Origin of the sequence: Streptomyces griseicoloratus, from assembly GCF_014534645.1 — a bacterium.
In the GTDB taxonomy this organism is placed as follows: Bacteria; Actinomycetota; Actinomycetes; order Streptomycetales; family Streptomycetaceae; genus Streptomyces; species Streptomyces griseicoloratus.
This window is the reverse complement of record NZ_JACVQF010000176.1, coordinates 26166-38859: the sequence shown is the minus strand read 5'-3', so window position 1 is coordinate 38859 and position 12694 is coordinate 26166. Positions and strand designations below refer to the sequence as shown.

The window sequence follows — 12694 nt, the reverse complement described above, 5'->3', positions numbered from 1 at the left end:
TGACGGATACGCGCTCGCGCCTCGCCAGCACGCCGGGTGGGTTCAGCGGCTTGCGGTGGGCGGGGGTGGGGCCCTCTGCGAAGACCGTGAACACTTCTGCCGAAAGTGTTCACGGTTTCAGCGGTACGCCCCGGTGGGGCCGGCTGACCCGACGGTCAGTTGCGTATGCCGGCCACGAAGTCGGCCCAGGCGCCCGGGGTGAGGGCGAGCCGGGGGCCGGCGTCGGAGTGCTTGGAGTCGCGGACGTGCACCGTGTCGGGCGCGGTCGCGATCTCGACGCAGGAGTCGCCCTCGCTGCTGCTGCTGTAACTGCTCTTGAACCAAGCCAGTCCGGAGGCGTCACCGGATGAGATGTTGCGGTTCACGTTTCCCCCAGCAGTCGCTCGATGAAGATCCCGGACTCCCGTGGCGTGAGAGCCTGAGCGCGGATGATGCCATACCGCAGCTCAAGGATACGGAGCTGCTTCGGTTCCGAGAGGGGGCGGCCGTTGCCGACCGCAGGCGAACGTCCCACTGCCGAGCCGTCGTCGAACTTCAGCACCTCGATGCCGCCGGCCAGTCCCGCGTGCTCCTCGCGATCCATGGGCATCACCTGGAGTTCGACGTTGCGCAACTGCGACACCTCGCGCAGATGCTCAAGCTGCTGACGCAGCACCGCCTTGCCGCCAAGGGGGCGTCGTAGTGTCCACTCCTCCAGGACGAAGCTGACTTCAGGGGCCGGTTCCCGCTCGAAGACGGCCTTGCGGGCCACGCGTGCGGCGATGAAACGGTCGACCTCGTCGCTCGTGTACGCGGGGCGGCGCATGAGCAGCAGCGCACGCGCATACTCCGGAGTCTGCAGCAGCCCGTGGACGTTTAGCGGGTCGTACAACTGAAGCTCAACCGCCCGCGCCTCCAGGTGGGCCAGGTCCCGCACCTTCTTCGGGTACCGGACCTTCGCCACGTCTTCCCGCATCGCCGCGAGCAGCCCGCCCGCCCCCAGTACCTCGTCCGCCTTCTCCAGGTACTCGGGCCGGGGAATCCGCTTCCCGCCCTCGATCTTGTAGACGAGGTCCTCCCCGTACCCCACCGCCGCCCCGAACTCGGCCGCCCGCATCCCCGCCGCCTCGCGCCGCAGCCTGAGCTGCCGCCCGACGGTGGTGATCACGGCGACGCCCCACTCGTCGTCCGGGTCCACCGTCCAGCCGGGCTCGTCCGCCTCGGCCTCGGGGCGTACCGCCTCGCCGTTCACCGACATCCGCACCCTCCGGTCACTGCCACTGTCCGTATCGGAGTCGTCACAGCTCACGGTACGGTCGGTGGCCACGCCAGGTGAGGGGAAACCGGAAAACGCCTCGTAGGGTGGAGCCCATGACGGAACTGCCCGCCCGGCGTCTGCTGCTGGTGCACGCGCACCCGGACGACGAGTCGATCAACAACGGCGTCACGATGGCCAGGTACGCGGCCGAGGGCGCCCACGTGACGCTGGTGACCTGCACCCTCGGCGAGCGGGGCGAGGTCATCCCGCCCGGCCTCGCACACCTGACCGGAGCCGCACTGGGCGAGCACCGGCTCCGTGAGCTGACCGCCGCCATGCGCTCGCTCGGCGTCGAGGACTTCCGGCTGCTCGGCGGAGCGGGCCGGTTCTGCGACTCGGGGATGATGGGCCTGCCCGACAACGACGACCCCGGCTGCCTCTGGCAGGCGGACGTCGACCGGGCCGCCGCCCTCCTCGTCGAGGTGATCCGCGAGGTGCGTCCGCAGGTCCTCGTCACCTACGACCCCGACGGCGGATACGGCCACCCCGACCACATCCAGGCGCACCGCATCGCCATGCGGGCCGCCGAGCTGGCCGCCGAGGCCGGGTGCCCGATCGCCAAGGTCTACTGGAACCGCGTCCCGCGCTCTGTCGCCGAGGAGGCCTTCGCCCGCCTCGACGAGGACCTGCCCGGCCTCCCCTTCGCCAAGGCGGCCGGCATCGAGGACGTCCCCGGTGTCGTGGACGGCGAGCGGATCACCGCCGAGATCCGCGGCGACGGCACGGCGCACGCCGACGCCAAGGCCGCCGCGATGCGCGCGCACGCCACGCAGATCACCGTCGCCGAACCGTACTTCGCGCTCTCGAACGACCTGGCGCAGCCGGTCTTCACCACCGAGTACTACGAACTGGTGCGCGGTGAGCGAGGGTTCGAAGGCGGGCGCGAGAGCGACCTGTTCGCCGGGATCGGAGAGGCGTCGTGAGCGACCGGACCGCGCCTGCGCGGAGTGGCTCGATGCTCGCCCAGCCGCTGCGTCCGCCTTCCTTCGGCCGGGCTGTCCTCTACGTCGGCCTCTTCGTCCTGGGTGCCGTGATCGGCGCGGCCGGGGCGCTGGTGCAGCCCGCGTGGTTCCCCGGCGGCCTGCTGCTGGCCCTGGCCGCCGAGGCCGGCCTCTGCGTCGGCGCGGGCCGTGCCGTGGGGCGCCGGGGCGGGTCCGTCGCGCCCGCCGCCGGCTGGGCGCTGGCCGTGGTGCTGCTGACCACCAGCCGCCCGGAGGGCGACTTCGTCTTCGCCGCGGGCAGCGGCTCCTATCTCTTCCTGCTCGGTGGCATCGCCGTCGCTGTGATGTGCGCCACCCTCACGCCGGTGCGGCAACCGGACGACGACCCCGTCCGACTTGGCAAGTGACGTACCACTTCGCCGTGCCGTGGGCGTGCGAGTCCGGTGTGGGTTTCCTCAGCGGTCATGGGATGGAGGCGAGAAGCGGCCAGTATGGTGGTGCGCGCCGCCGAGCCGCCCGCTTGAAATCGTGACGTGACCGGGCGGCGGAGCCAACCGGGAGAACCTGCCTTGAGTCGTGAAACTGACAGTCCGTCCTCCGGGCCCCATGGGCGCGGCGGAGCCGCATACCCCTCCGGCACGCCGCCGTACGGGACCCCGACGGCTTCCGGCGACGGTACGGACGCGGGCCGTTCGGCCTCGCGGCCGGATGAACGCAAGACCGAGACGACGCTGACGACCCGGATCCGGATCAACATCCCCGGATCGAGGCCGATTCCGCCGGTCGTCGTGCGCAAGCCCGTCGGGGAGACCGACGGCGGCGAGGGCGAGCCGGAGCCGGCCGAGGCGCCCGCTCCGAGTGCCGACCTGGCCCCGGGCGCCGCCGAGTCTCCCGCCGAGCACCCCCAGCCCGTCGAGGAGAAGCCGACCAGCGACTGGTTCGCGCCCCGCAAGTCCTCGGCCGGCAAGGGCGGTCAGGGCGGCGGCCCCGCCAAGGGCCCCGGTCCGGCCGGTGGTTCCGGTGTGCCCGGTGGCGGTCCGGCCGACCCGGGCGCCGGTGCCGGCGCTTCGGGCCCGGGAGCGCAGGCGCCCGGCGCCGGTGCGCGGCCGGGCGGCGGTGGCGGACGCCCCGGCGGCGTGGTCGGCTCCATGAACGTGCCGGGCGGTTCCCGCTCCGGTGCCGCGGGCGGCGCCGGTCTCCCCGGCGCGACCGGCGGCCCGGTGGCGCCGGGGCACGGCGGCGGCACCGGCTCCTTCGACGTGACCGAGGCCCTGTCGTCGGGCCCGCTGGGCAACGGAACCCGCCCGGGGACCGACGCCGGTGACCAGCCGCGGCGCGACGACCTTGCCTACTTCTCCGAGGCCGGACGCGGCGACCGCAACGCCCCCGCCGGGCAGAACGGTCAGGGACCCACGGGCCCGACCAGCGGTCCGGTCACCGGTGACGGCCCGTCGATCCCGCGGCCCGCCGGCGGACGGCCCCGCGGCACGGGCGCGCCGGCCGTACCCGACGTACCCGGCCTGCCCGGGATGTCGCAGGGCCCCGGCGGCCCCAAGGGGCAGCGCGGTCCCGGCGGCCCGGCCGGTCCCGGCGGCCCGGGCGGGCCCCGGACCATGGCCGGCCCCGGTTCGCCGGCCGGCCCGGGCACGGCTCCCGGCGCCGGCGCCGGTGCCGGTGCCGACGCCGCCCGTCTCGGTCCCGGCGGCGGACTGAGCGACGACACGGCGATCCTCACCCCGCAGCGGCCGATCCCCCAGCCGCCGGGCGGCGGCCTCGGCCACGGCCGGGCGGACAACGTCTCCGGGAACACCCTCACCAGCGGCATCCCCGTCGTACCGAGCGACCGGAACGTGCCCTTCCAGGGCGGTGCGCCCGCCGACGGGCCGCGGCCGCACACGCCCCCGAAGCGGCCCGAGCCGGCCTCGCCGCCCCCGGCGAGCTCCGCCAAGCCGCCGAAGAAGAAGGGGCGGAACAAGCTCGTGCTGCTCGGCGGCGGCGTGATCGCCATCGCCGGTGTCGCCTATGGCGCCGGGCTGCTGATGAACCACTCCGACGTGCCCAAGGGCACCACCGTGCTCGGCGTCGACATCGGCGGCGGCACCCGTGACGACGCCGTCGAGAAGCTGGACGACGCCCTCGCCGGCCGGGTGAACAAGCCGCTGAAGCTCACGGTGGACGGCGAGACCGTCTCGCTGAAGCCGGACCAGGCGGGACTGCAGTTCGACGCGCAGGCCACGGTCGGCGCGGCGGCCCAGAGCGACTACAACCCGGTCTCCGTGATCGGCTCGCTCTTCGGCAACCACCGGGTCGTCGACCCGGTCATGCCCGTCGACGAGGAGAAGCTGCACGCCGCCCTGGAGGACGCGGCCGGCGGCGCCGGCTCGGCCACCGAGGGCACGATCAAGTTCGAGTCCGGCAAGGCCGTCCCCGTGTACGGCAAGGCCGGCAAGGGCATCGACGTCGCCCGGTCCACCGAGGCGGTGAAGGAGGCGTACCGCACCCAGGTGGAGACCGGCGCCTCCACCTCGGTGAGCGTCCCGACGACCACCAAGCAGCCCACGGTCTCCAAGGCCGAGGTCGACCGGATGATGAAGGAGTTCGCCGAGCCGGCGATGTCGGGCATTGTCACGGTCAAGGCGGGCGGGGTGGAGGTCAAGTTCAGCCCCCAGAACTCCCTGTGGAGGTTCCTCGCCGTCAAGCCGGTCGGCAACAAGCTGGTCGAGTCCTACGACAAGGCCGCGCTGAAGGAGTTGTACGGCGGCGCCTACGACGGCGTGCTGATCACCCGGGGCAACGGCAAGAAGACCCCCGTGACGCCCGAGGACGTCATCGGCGCCATGCGCAAGGCGCTGCTCGGCAAGACGGCGGCGGACCGCGTCGGTGTGATCGAGACCGACCCGAGTTAGTGGCGAGCACTCCGAGGGGGCGTCGCGGTCCAGGGCCGGGGTGCCCCCTCACGTTCGGAGGGTGCCTAGATGCTGCTTGAGAATGACCGAAAGTGATCGATTCGGTAGTCGTATGACCTTCTAAGATCACTCCGGCGCATGGGTCGAACCAAGTTCACCCCATGGGGTCGGGGATCGTCGTGCGCTCATTCCAGCGCCCTGCCGACTCCAGCGGGTCCGAGTAAAGGATTGGTGACTGGATGAGTGCCAGGAAGAAAGCGCTCGTGGGCATGGCGAGCGCGGCGCTGTTTTTGGGGTTCAGCGGCACCGCGTCCGCCGGCAGCTACAACGGTGTGTGTGAGTCCTCGGGTGGCGGCGAGGTGTGTCTGTACAGACTCGCGAACTACAGCGGCGGCCTGTACGACACGCTCTACAGCAAGTCCAACTACAGCGGCAGCACCTACTACGGCACCAGCACCCTCATCGACAACACCATGTCCTCGGTGAAGAACATGGACCCCGACACCTTGGTGTACTTCTACCAGTACTCCGGTTACACCGGTGCGCTCACCGCTATTCCTCCGGGCGAGCACATCAATCAGGTGCCCAACGAGAACACGGCAAGCTCGCACTGCTTCGGCTCGAACTCCGCCTGCCCGAACTGAACGCGGCGATGCGCCCCTTTCCCGGGGCGCATCCCGTTTGGGGCTTCTCCATCGATGAAAGCGTCTGACCTGATGTGCAAGAGCTCAGTGGCCGTCGGTGTTGCGGCCCTTTCCATCGTGGTGCTGTCGGCATGTCAAGCGGGCGGCCGGACGGGGAGCGAACCCGCGACCTCTTCCTCCCCGGCCACGAAGGTCGTTGCCGGTGTTCCGGTACCGGTCCTCCCTCTTGATTCCTATGGCGTCAGCGCGGAGCAGCGAGCCGTTCTCGACCAGGCCATCGACAAGCTGGCCGGGACATGCATGAAGGCGAAGGGATATAGCTGGCCCGCTCGTCTGAAGCGGCTCGGAGTGGCGCGCTCGGCCAATGAGCGGCGCTACGGGGTCACCGACCCCGAAGCCGTGCGCGTGTACGGCTATCACCTGGCTCCGCCAGTCGGCGTGACCGCCGAGCAGCTGGCCGAGGAGGCGCGTCAGGAGAAGAAGCGCAAGGCTCTCATGACGGATGCGGTCACCAAGGCCTACACCGGCCGTGACGGGGCGACGACCGGAACGAGCCTCACGGGCGGCTGCCGCGGTGAGGCACTGAAGCAGCTTGGCCTGCTCCGGGCAGAGGCATTGACCGCCGTCGACCGGGCGCAGCAGCAAGGCTGGAAACGTACGGAGGCGGACCGCCGGGCCAAGGCCGTGAACGCCAAGTGGAGTGCCTGTATGAAGAAGGCTGGCCACACCTACGCCGATCCCCATGCTGCCGCCGGTGACCCGGCCTGGTGGACGAAAGGCGAGGGGGACTCAGCCGCCCGGACGAAGACCCGTGCTCGCGAGATCGCCACTGCGGTGGCCGATGTGAAGTGCAAGCAGCGGGTGGAGTACGTGACGGTCTGGCAGTCCGTCGAGACCACCTACCAGAACGAGATCATCAGGGCCAACAAGCAGGAGCTCGAAGACGTTCGGCAGATGTGGCGGAACGCTCTGCGAAAGGCGGCCCAGGTGCTCCGCTGAGCTGAGCCAGCGGCCAGCCGCCGCCGTGGGTCGCCAGACATCTGTCATACGGGAGTCAGGACCGCCGACGCTGCCCGGCGCACCTTGCCTTCGGCCACGCTGGCCAGTATGGCTACGACAGCGACAGTGGTCGCCTTCGATCCGTCCGCGCTGTCGATGGCCTGACGCTCACCTGTACGGCGACCTGGACGGACGATCGACGAGCCGTCGCTGCGCGCACTGCACCTGACCTCTCTCCACGTGTCCGGGGCGTGCCGCTGGGGCGGCACGGGTGGGCGCTGGGGGTACCCCCTCTGGAGGGAGGCACCTCGTAGCGCCGAGCAGCGCCTCCGACCCCGCCCGCACCGGCGCCCGCACCGGCGAACGTTCAGTTCAGCATCGCCCGGGCCGCCAGGGCCTCCCCCCGCACCCGCTCGGCGGCCACCTCGTCCACCGCCCCCACCACCTCCGCGTACGCCTCCAGCTCGGCGGCCCCCGCCACGAACTCCCCCCGCTGCACCAGCAGCCGCGCCCGCTCGTACCGCAGTCGCGCCGGATGCGAGGGCAGCAGCAGCGACAGGTCGACCGCCCACAGCCCCACGTCGGACCGCTCGGGGCGAGCCGCGGCCCAGGCCCGGATGTTGTTCAGGATGCGGGACACGACCTCCAGCGGCTGCGCCGGTTCGAGCATCGACGGATGCAGGGGCGCACCCGTCGCCCCGGCCACCAGCATCTCCGCGTCGTTCCCGGTGAGCACCCGCCCGCCGTCGAACGGATCGGCGAGCACCTGCTGCTCCGGCGGGCCGAAGCCGACCACGAAGTGCCCCGGCAGCGCCACCCCGTACACCGGGGCCCCCGCCCGCCGGGCCACCTCCAGCCACACCACCGACAGCAGGATCGGCAGGCCGCGCCGGCGCCGCAGCACCTCGTGCAGCAGCGACGACTCCAGGCGCCGGTAGTCCGCGGCGACGCCGTGGAACCCGTACCGCTCGCCCAGCAGATCCCGCAGCGCGACGGCCCAGGCTCGGGGGCTGCCCGGCCGGAACGGCAGCTGTCCGGCCAGCCGGTCGAGCTCCATCTGCGCGGCGTCCAGGCCCGCCTCGTCCAGCGTCCCGTCCGCCTCGGCGCCCACCAGCAGGCACAGCTCGGACAGATCGGGGCGCTCGGAGCGCGCCTCCTCGGCGAACCGGCGGCGCAGCTCGGCGGAGCGTTCGGGCGGTGGGGGATGGGGGTGACGCATAGCTGGCTCGTGCCCTCTCACGGCGATCGCTACCGGTCCGTACCGGCACTTTCGGGCTCGCGGTAGTGGTGGTACGCGTGGTGCGCCGCGAAACCCATCCCGGCGTACAGCGCCCGCGCGCCCGCGTTGTCCGTCTCGACCTGGAGCCATGCGGCCGACGCGCCCTCATCGAGCGCCCGCCGGGCGAGGGCGGCCATCACGGCGGTGGCCAGCCCTCTGCGCCGCTGCGCCGGGTCGACCTCGACGGCCGAGAAGGAGGCCCACCGCCCGTCCACGACGCACCGCCCGATCGCGGCCGGCGCGTCCTCCCCGGGCACCGACGCGAACCACACCGACGGCCCGCTGCCCAGTACCCGGAGCGCCACCTCGCTCACGCCCTTGCGCTGGTACCGCGCGAGCCACGCCTCGTCCGCCTCCCGCGAGAGGACCACGCCGGTCCCCTCCGCCAGGTCGGCGACCGGTGCGAGCGCCCCGATCCACAGTTCGGCCGTCACCTCCCGGACCCAGCCCCGCCGCTCCAGCTCGGCGCACAGCAGCTCCTGGGTGCCCTCGGCGCCGGTGGCGGTCTGGATGTAGGCGGGCAGCCCGCGCTCGCCGTACCAGCGCCGTACGGCGGCCAGCGCCTCGTCGAGCGGCAGCCCCGGATCGCCCAGGGGGAGCACCGAGTTGGCCCGCCGCGTGAACCCGGAGGCCGCCCGCAGCTCCCACTCGCCGAGCCGTTCGCTCTCCACCGGCCGCCAGGCCCGCGAGGCGACCCGCGCCAGTTCCTCGTACGAGGCGGCGGGGCCGCGCCGGCGCGCCGGCGCGGACGGCACGACCTTCCCCGCGACCAGCGTGGATTCCGCGATGCGGACGGTTTCGCCACTCTTCCGTGTGATCAGCAGCACACCGTTGTCCCATGATGTGAGAACACCGACCGTGTCGGTGAACTTCTCATCCGTGACACCAGCTTGGCTCAAGCGTCGTACGGAGACTCGTTTGCCCACGTCAGCAGCGGTGATACGGACCTCAAGACGCCCGGCGGCAGAGATTTCCACGGGTCGGTTCACCCCTCCTGTTCGGATCATGCCCAAGAACGGAGATACTAGGGGCGGGCATCGACGACGCCGCGCTCCCGCGCGCCAGGCGGCGGAGCCTGAGGAGGCCCGCCAGCGCCCTATCGAGGAGGAACGACAGCGTGACCTACGTCATCGCGCAGCCTTGTGTCGACGTGAAGGACAAGGCGTGCATCGAGGAGTGCCCGGTCGACTGCATCTACGAGGGCCAGCGGTCCTTGTACATCCACCCGGACGAATGCGTCGACTGTGGTGCCTGTGAGCCGGTCTGCCCGGTCGAGGCGATCTTCTACGAGGACGACACTCCGGAGGAGTGGAAGGACTACTACAAGGCTAACGTCGAGTTCTTCGACGAGCTCGGCTCGCCGGGTGGTGCCAGCAAGCTGGGGCTGATCGAGCGCGACCACCCCTTCATCGCCGCGCTGCCGCCGCAGGCGTAAGTACCCGGGCGGCCCGGAAGCGGCCCGTACCCGTGCCGCCTCGGTCCCGTACGGCCCGAACCGACCCCTGGTCGGTCGCCGTACGGGACCGAGGCGTTTGCCGTGGGACGGCTGTACGACCGCTCGTCCGCAGCAGAAAGTGAGCCACAACCGTGTCCGCAGTCTCCGACCGACTCCCCACCTTCCCCTGGGACAAGCTGGCGCCGTACAAGGCGACGGCCGCCGCCCACCCGGACGGCATCGTCGACCTGTCCGTCGGCACCCCGGTGGACCCGGTCCCCGAGATGATCCAGAAGGCCCTGATCGACGCGGCGGACTCTCCGGGCTATCCGACCGTCTGGGGCACCCCGGCACTGCGCGACGCGATCACCGGCTGGGCCGAGCGCCGCCTCGGCGCCCGCGAGGTCACCCACCGCCACGTCCTGCCGATCGTCGGCTCCAAGGAACTCGTCGCCTGGCTTCCGACCCAGCTGGGCCTCGGCCCCGGCGACCGGGTGGCCTTCCCGCGCCTGGCCTACCCGACGTACGAGGTCGGCGCGCGCCTGGCCCGCGCCGAGTACGAGGCGTACGACGATCCGACCGAGCTGGACCCGGCGGGCCTGAAGCTCCTGTGGCTCAATTCCCCGTCCAACCCCACGGGCAGGGTCCTGTCGAAGGCGGAGCTGACCCGGATCGTCGCCTGGGCCCGCGAGCACGGCGTCCTGGTCGTCTCCGACGAGTGCTACCTGGAGCTGGGCTGGGAGGCCGACCCGGTCTCGGTCCTGCACCCGGACGTCAACGGGGGCTCGTACGACGGCCTGGTCGCCGTCCACTCCCTGTCCAAGCGCTCCAACCTCGCGGGCTACCGCGCGGCCTTCCTCGTGGGCGACCCGGCGGTCCTCGGCCCCCTGCTGGAGATCCGCAAGCACGGCGGCATGATGACGTCCGCGCCGACGCAGGCGGCCGTGGTGGCGGCCCTCGGCGACGACGAGCACGTCCGCGTCCAGCGCGAGCGCTACGCGGCCCGCCGCACGGCCCTGCGCGAGGCGCTCGTCGGCCACGGCTTCCGCATCGAGCACAGCGAGGCCAGCCTCTACCTCTGGGCGACCCGCGACGAGTCCTGCTGGGACACGGTGGCCCGTCTGGCCGAACGCGGCATCCTGGTCGCGCCGGGCGACTTCTACGGCCCGGCGGGCGCCCACTTCGTCCGCGTGGCCTTCACAGCAACGGACGAACGAGTCCAGGCGGCGGTGGAACGCCTGGTCTGACGGCGTGGGCCTGACGGCGTGGCTGTGGGCAGTCGTTCCGCAGGGCGGAACGGGTGGGCACAGCCACCGACGCCTGGTACCGGTCAGCGAAACGTCCACTGCACCGGCGTAGACACCCACAACGACGGGGCCCGGGGAAGAACCCCGGGCCCCGTCGCAGTACAAGCCGGCGGCAGCCAACCGTCAGCCGAGCGGCAGCCCCTTGGCAGGCAGCGTCTTGGCCCCCGGCAGCCCGCCCTTCGTCGCCGTCTTCGTCGTGTCACCGACGAGGTCCCCGGCGGAGCCCGCCGCGTCCCCGGCGGTCTTCTGCGCGGCGGGCGTGGCCTTCTTGACGACCGAGCCACCGGTCTTGCCGACCGCCGGCACGGCCTTCTTGACGGCCTTGCCGCCGGTGTCGCCCGCGGTCCCGGTGACGTTCTGGGCGGCGCTGTCGACGGTGTTGCCGGCGTTCGCCCCGTCCAGGGCGGTCACGCCGCCGAGGTTGGGGTTGGCCGGCAGCTCGGGAGCCGCGCTGGCGGAGCCGGCCGCACCGACCCCGGCGGCCGCTCCCGCTGCGACGAGCAGCGCGGCACGGGCGATCCGGCGGGTCAGGGGGAGGGACATGATGCTCCTTCGACGGGAGTGAACGATGGGCTGTCCGACCGTCCCGGGCACGTGATCGACCGGGCTCGGACGCAGTGACTACCGCTCGAAGGCCGCGAAGGTTGCGGCGGCGCAAGGTAAAGAGTTGGTAATGCGTCGCATTATCGATTGCGCAGAAAAACAGACAAAAGGGCCGCGTGTGCCAAGCGGTGCCGAATCCTTACACCCCTTGGCCCCCATGGGGTCGGGCCATGTGAGGGTGACGGCGCGAAAACCTGCGCGCCCCGCCGACCGGATGCTCTGCGCATGACTCGCGCGGGTGAGCGGCCGTACGACCGTGCGGTACTGCCGTGCGGTACTACCGTGCGGTCGTGATCCGGACCGGTCCCGCGGCCCGCTCCGCCCCCGCGGCGCCGTCCGCGCCCGTCGGGCGCCACCGGCTGTCGGTGTTCCCGGCGGTCCACTCCCGGCCGGCGTAGGAAACCCGCTCGATGCGCAGCGCGGAGGCGTTGGCCACCGCCCAGTGCGCCAGCTGCCAGCCGCGCCGCCGCGTGTCCGGTGCCGCGTCCGGGTCCGAGCCGGCGGTCACCGGCAGCGTCACGGTCCGCCCGTCGGAGCCGCCCGAGGCCCCCGCGCCCGGCGACGGCGTGGCCGTGGGCGCCGCCTTCGCCGGGCCGCCCTCCGTCGCGCCCACCGGCTGGAGCACATCGCGCCCGAAGTCCCGTACGAGGGCGTCACGCACCGCGTCCGGTCCCTCGGCCCGGCTCGCGCCCGGGCGTCCCGCACAGGTCAGCGTGGCCGCGGACCGCCCGGTCAGGGCGGCGGCGAGCAGGGTGGCGTCCGGCTCGTGCTTGGCGTACGCCTGCGGGAAGCCGCTGCGCTGCACGCGCTGCGCCGCGACGGTCAGGGGCAGCCGCGTGTAGCCGGGGACCTCGACCAGATGGTCGTAGAACTTCCCCGCCGCGTACGCCGGGTCCATGATCTCCTCCGGCGTCCCCCAGCCCTGCGAGGGCCGCTGCTGGAAGAGGCCGAGCGAGTCGCGGTCGCCGTAGTCGATGTTGCGCAGCGCCGACTCCTGGAGCGCGGTCGCGAGCGCGATCGTCACCGCCCGCTCGGGCAGATCGCGCGCGGTGCCCACGGCGGTGATCGTCGCCGCGTTCACCGCCTGCTCCGGCGTGAACTCGTACGCCGCCCCGTCGCCCTCGTCCGAGACGACCTTGCAGCCCGGCGCGCCCGTGCCGCCGGTGACGTACTGCACCGTGACATAACCGGCGACCGCGAGCAGGACCACGAAGGCCGCCCCGGAACGGAGGAGGCGGCCGCGGCGTTTGCGGGGAGGGGACGGCTGAAGCACGCGTACAAGG

13 protein-coding genes are annotated in these 12694 nt (G+C 72.3%); 7 read left to right on the top strand and 6 right to left on the bottom strand.

Annotation, left to right across the window (positions count from 1 at the left end; all coding sequences use genetic code 11):
• Nucleotides 1-155: 155 nt before the first annotated feature.
• Both H0H10_RS08835 and H0H10_RS08830 read right to left on the bottom strand, forming a co-directional pair.
• On the bottom strand, nucleotides 156-365 hold the full coding sequence (locus H0H10_RS08835; RefSeq protein WP_188180303.1) for a DUF397 domain-containing protein: 210 nt from the start codon (nucleotides 363-365) through the stop codon (nucleotides 156-158).
• The gene (locus H0H10_RS08830; RefSeq protein ID WP_188180302.1) at nucleotides 362-1237 is read right to left on the bottom strand and encodes a helix-turn-helix domain-containing protein; all 876 of its coding nucleotides are present in this window, start codon (nucleotides 1235-1237) and stop codon (nucleotides 362-364) included. Before H0H10_RS08830 ends, H0H10_RS08835 begins: the two co-directional genes overlap by 4 nt.
• A 113-nt stretch (nucleotides 1238-1350) precedes the next feature.
• Between H0H10_RS08830 and mshB the strand changes: the two genes are divergently transcribed.
• The 5 genes from mshB to H0H10_RS08805 all read left to right on the top strand — a co-directional run bounded on the left by mshB (nucleotide 1351) and on the right by H0H10_RS08805 (nucleotide 6787).
• The gene (gene mshB, locus H0H10_RS08825; RefSeq protein ID WP_188180301.1) at nucleotides 1351-2220 is read left to right on the top strand and encodes an N-acetyl-1-D-myo-inositol-2-amino-2-deoxy-alpha-D-glucopyranoside deacetylase; all 870 of its coding nucleotides are present in this window, start codon (nucleotides 1351-1353) and stop codon (nucleotides 2218-2220) included.
• A gap of 32 nt (nucleotides 2221-2252) precedes the next feature.
• A complete protein-coding gene (locus H0H10_RS08820) occupies nucleotides 2253-2645 on the top strand; it encodes a DUF6113 family protein (protein WP_188180318.1) in 393 nt (130 codons plus the stop codon).
• A 162-nt stretch (nucleotides 2646-2807) separates the two neighbouring features.
• Nucleotides 2808-5144, top strand: a complete 2337-nt coding sequence (locus tag H0H10_RS08815) for a hypothetical protein (RefSeq protein WP_188180300.1) — start codon at nucleotides 2808-2810, stop codon at nucleotides 5142-5144.
• A 239-nt stretch (nucleotides 5145-5383) separates the two neighbouring features.
• On the top strand, nucleotides 5384-5788 hold the full coding sequence (locus H0H10_RS08810; RefSeq protein ID WP_188180299.1) for a peptidase inhibitor family I36 protein: 405 nt from the start codon (nucleotides 5384-5386) through the stop codon (nucleotides 5786-5788).
• A gap of 54 nt (nucleotides 5789-5842) precedes the next feature.
• Nucleotides 5843-6787, top strand: a complete 945-nt coding sequence (locus H0H10_RS08805; RefSeq protein ID WP_188180298.1) for a hypothetical protein — start codon at nucleotides 5843-5845, stop codon at nucleotides 6785-6787.
• Between the two features lie 367 nt (nucleotides 6788-7154).
• On the opposite strand, the gene H0H10_RS08800 is transcribed toward H0H10_RS08805, so the two are convergent.
• Nucleotides 7155-8006: a transglutaminase family protein gene (locus tag H0H10_RS08800; RefSeq protein ID WP_188180297.1), complete on the bottom strand. Its 852-nt coding sequence runs from the start codon at nucleotides 8004-8006 to the stop codon at nucleotides 7155-7157.
• Between the two features lie 29 nt (nucleotides 8007-8035).
• The gene (locus H0H10_RS08795; protein WP_188180296.1) at nucleotides 8036-9043 is read right to left on the bottom strand and encodes a GNAT family N-acetyltransferase; all 1008 of its coding nucleotides are present in this window, start codon (nucleotides 9041-9043) and stop codon (nucleotides 8036-8038) included.
• Between the two features lie 140 nt (nucleotides 9044-9183).
• Here H0H10_RS08795 and fdxA point away from each other — a divergent pair, with 140 nt between their 5' ends.
• Both fdxA and H0H10_RS08785 read left to right on the top strand, forming a co-directional pair.
• Nucleotides 9184-9501 (top strand): ferredoxin, encoded by a 318-nt coding sequence (fdxA, locus tag H0H10_RS08790; protein ID WP_004926152.1) that lies wholly within the window; start codon nucleotides 9184-9186, stop codon nucleotides 9499-9501.
• Between the two features lie 152 nt (nucleotides 9502-9653).
• Nucleotides 9654-10748 carry a bifunctional succinyldiaminopimelate transaminase/glutamate-prephenate aminotransferase gene (locus H0H10_RS08785; protein ID WP_188180295.1) on the top strand — a complete coding sequence of 365 codons (1095 nt, stop codon included), beginning with the start codon at nucleotides 9654-9656 and terminating at the stop codon, nucleotides 10746-10748.
• A gap of 183 nt (nucleotides 10749-10931) precedes the next feature.
• On the opposite strand, the gene H0H10_RS08780 is transcribed toward H0H10_RS08785, so the two are convergent.
• Together H0H10_RS08780 and H0H10_RS08775 are read right to left on the bottom strand one after the other, a co-directional pair.
• Nucleotides 10932-11351 carry an ATP-binding protein gene (locus H0H10_RS08780; protein WP_188180294.1) on the bottom strand — a complete coding sequence of 140 codons (420 nt, stop codon included), beginning with the start codon at nucleotides 11349-11351 and terminating at the stop codon, nucleotides 10932-10934.
• A gap of 337 nt (nucleotides 11352-11688) precedes the next feature.
• Nucleotides 11689-12684 (bottom strand): VldE C-terminal domain-containing protein, encoded by a 996-nt coding sequence (locus H0H10_RS08775; protein ID WP_188180293.1) that lies wholly within the window; start codon nucleotides 12682-12684, stop codon nucleotides 11689-11691.
• Nucleotides 12685-12694: the final 10 nt, after the last annotated feature.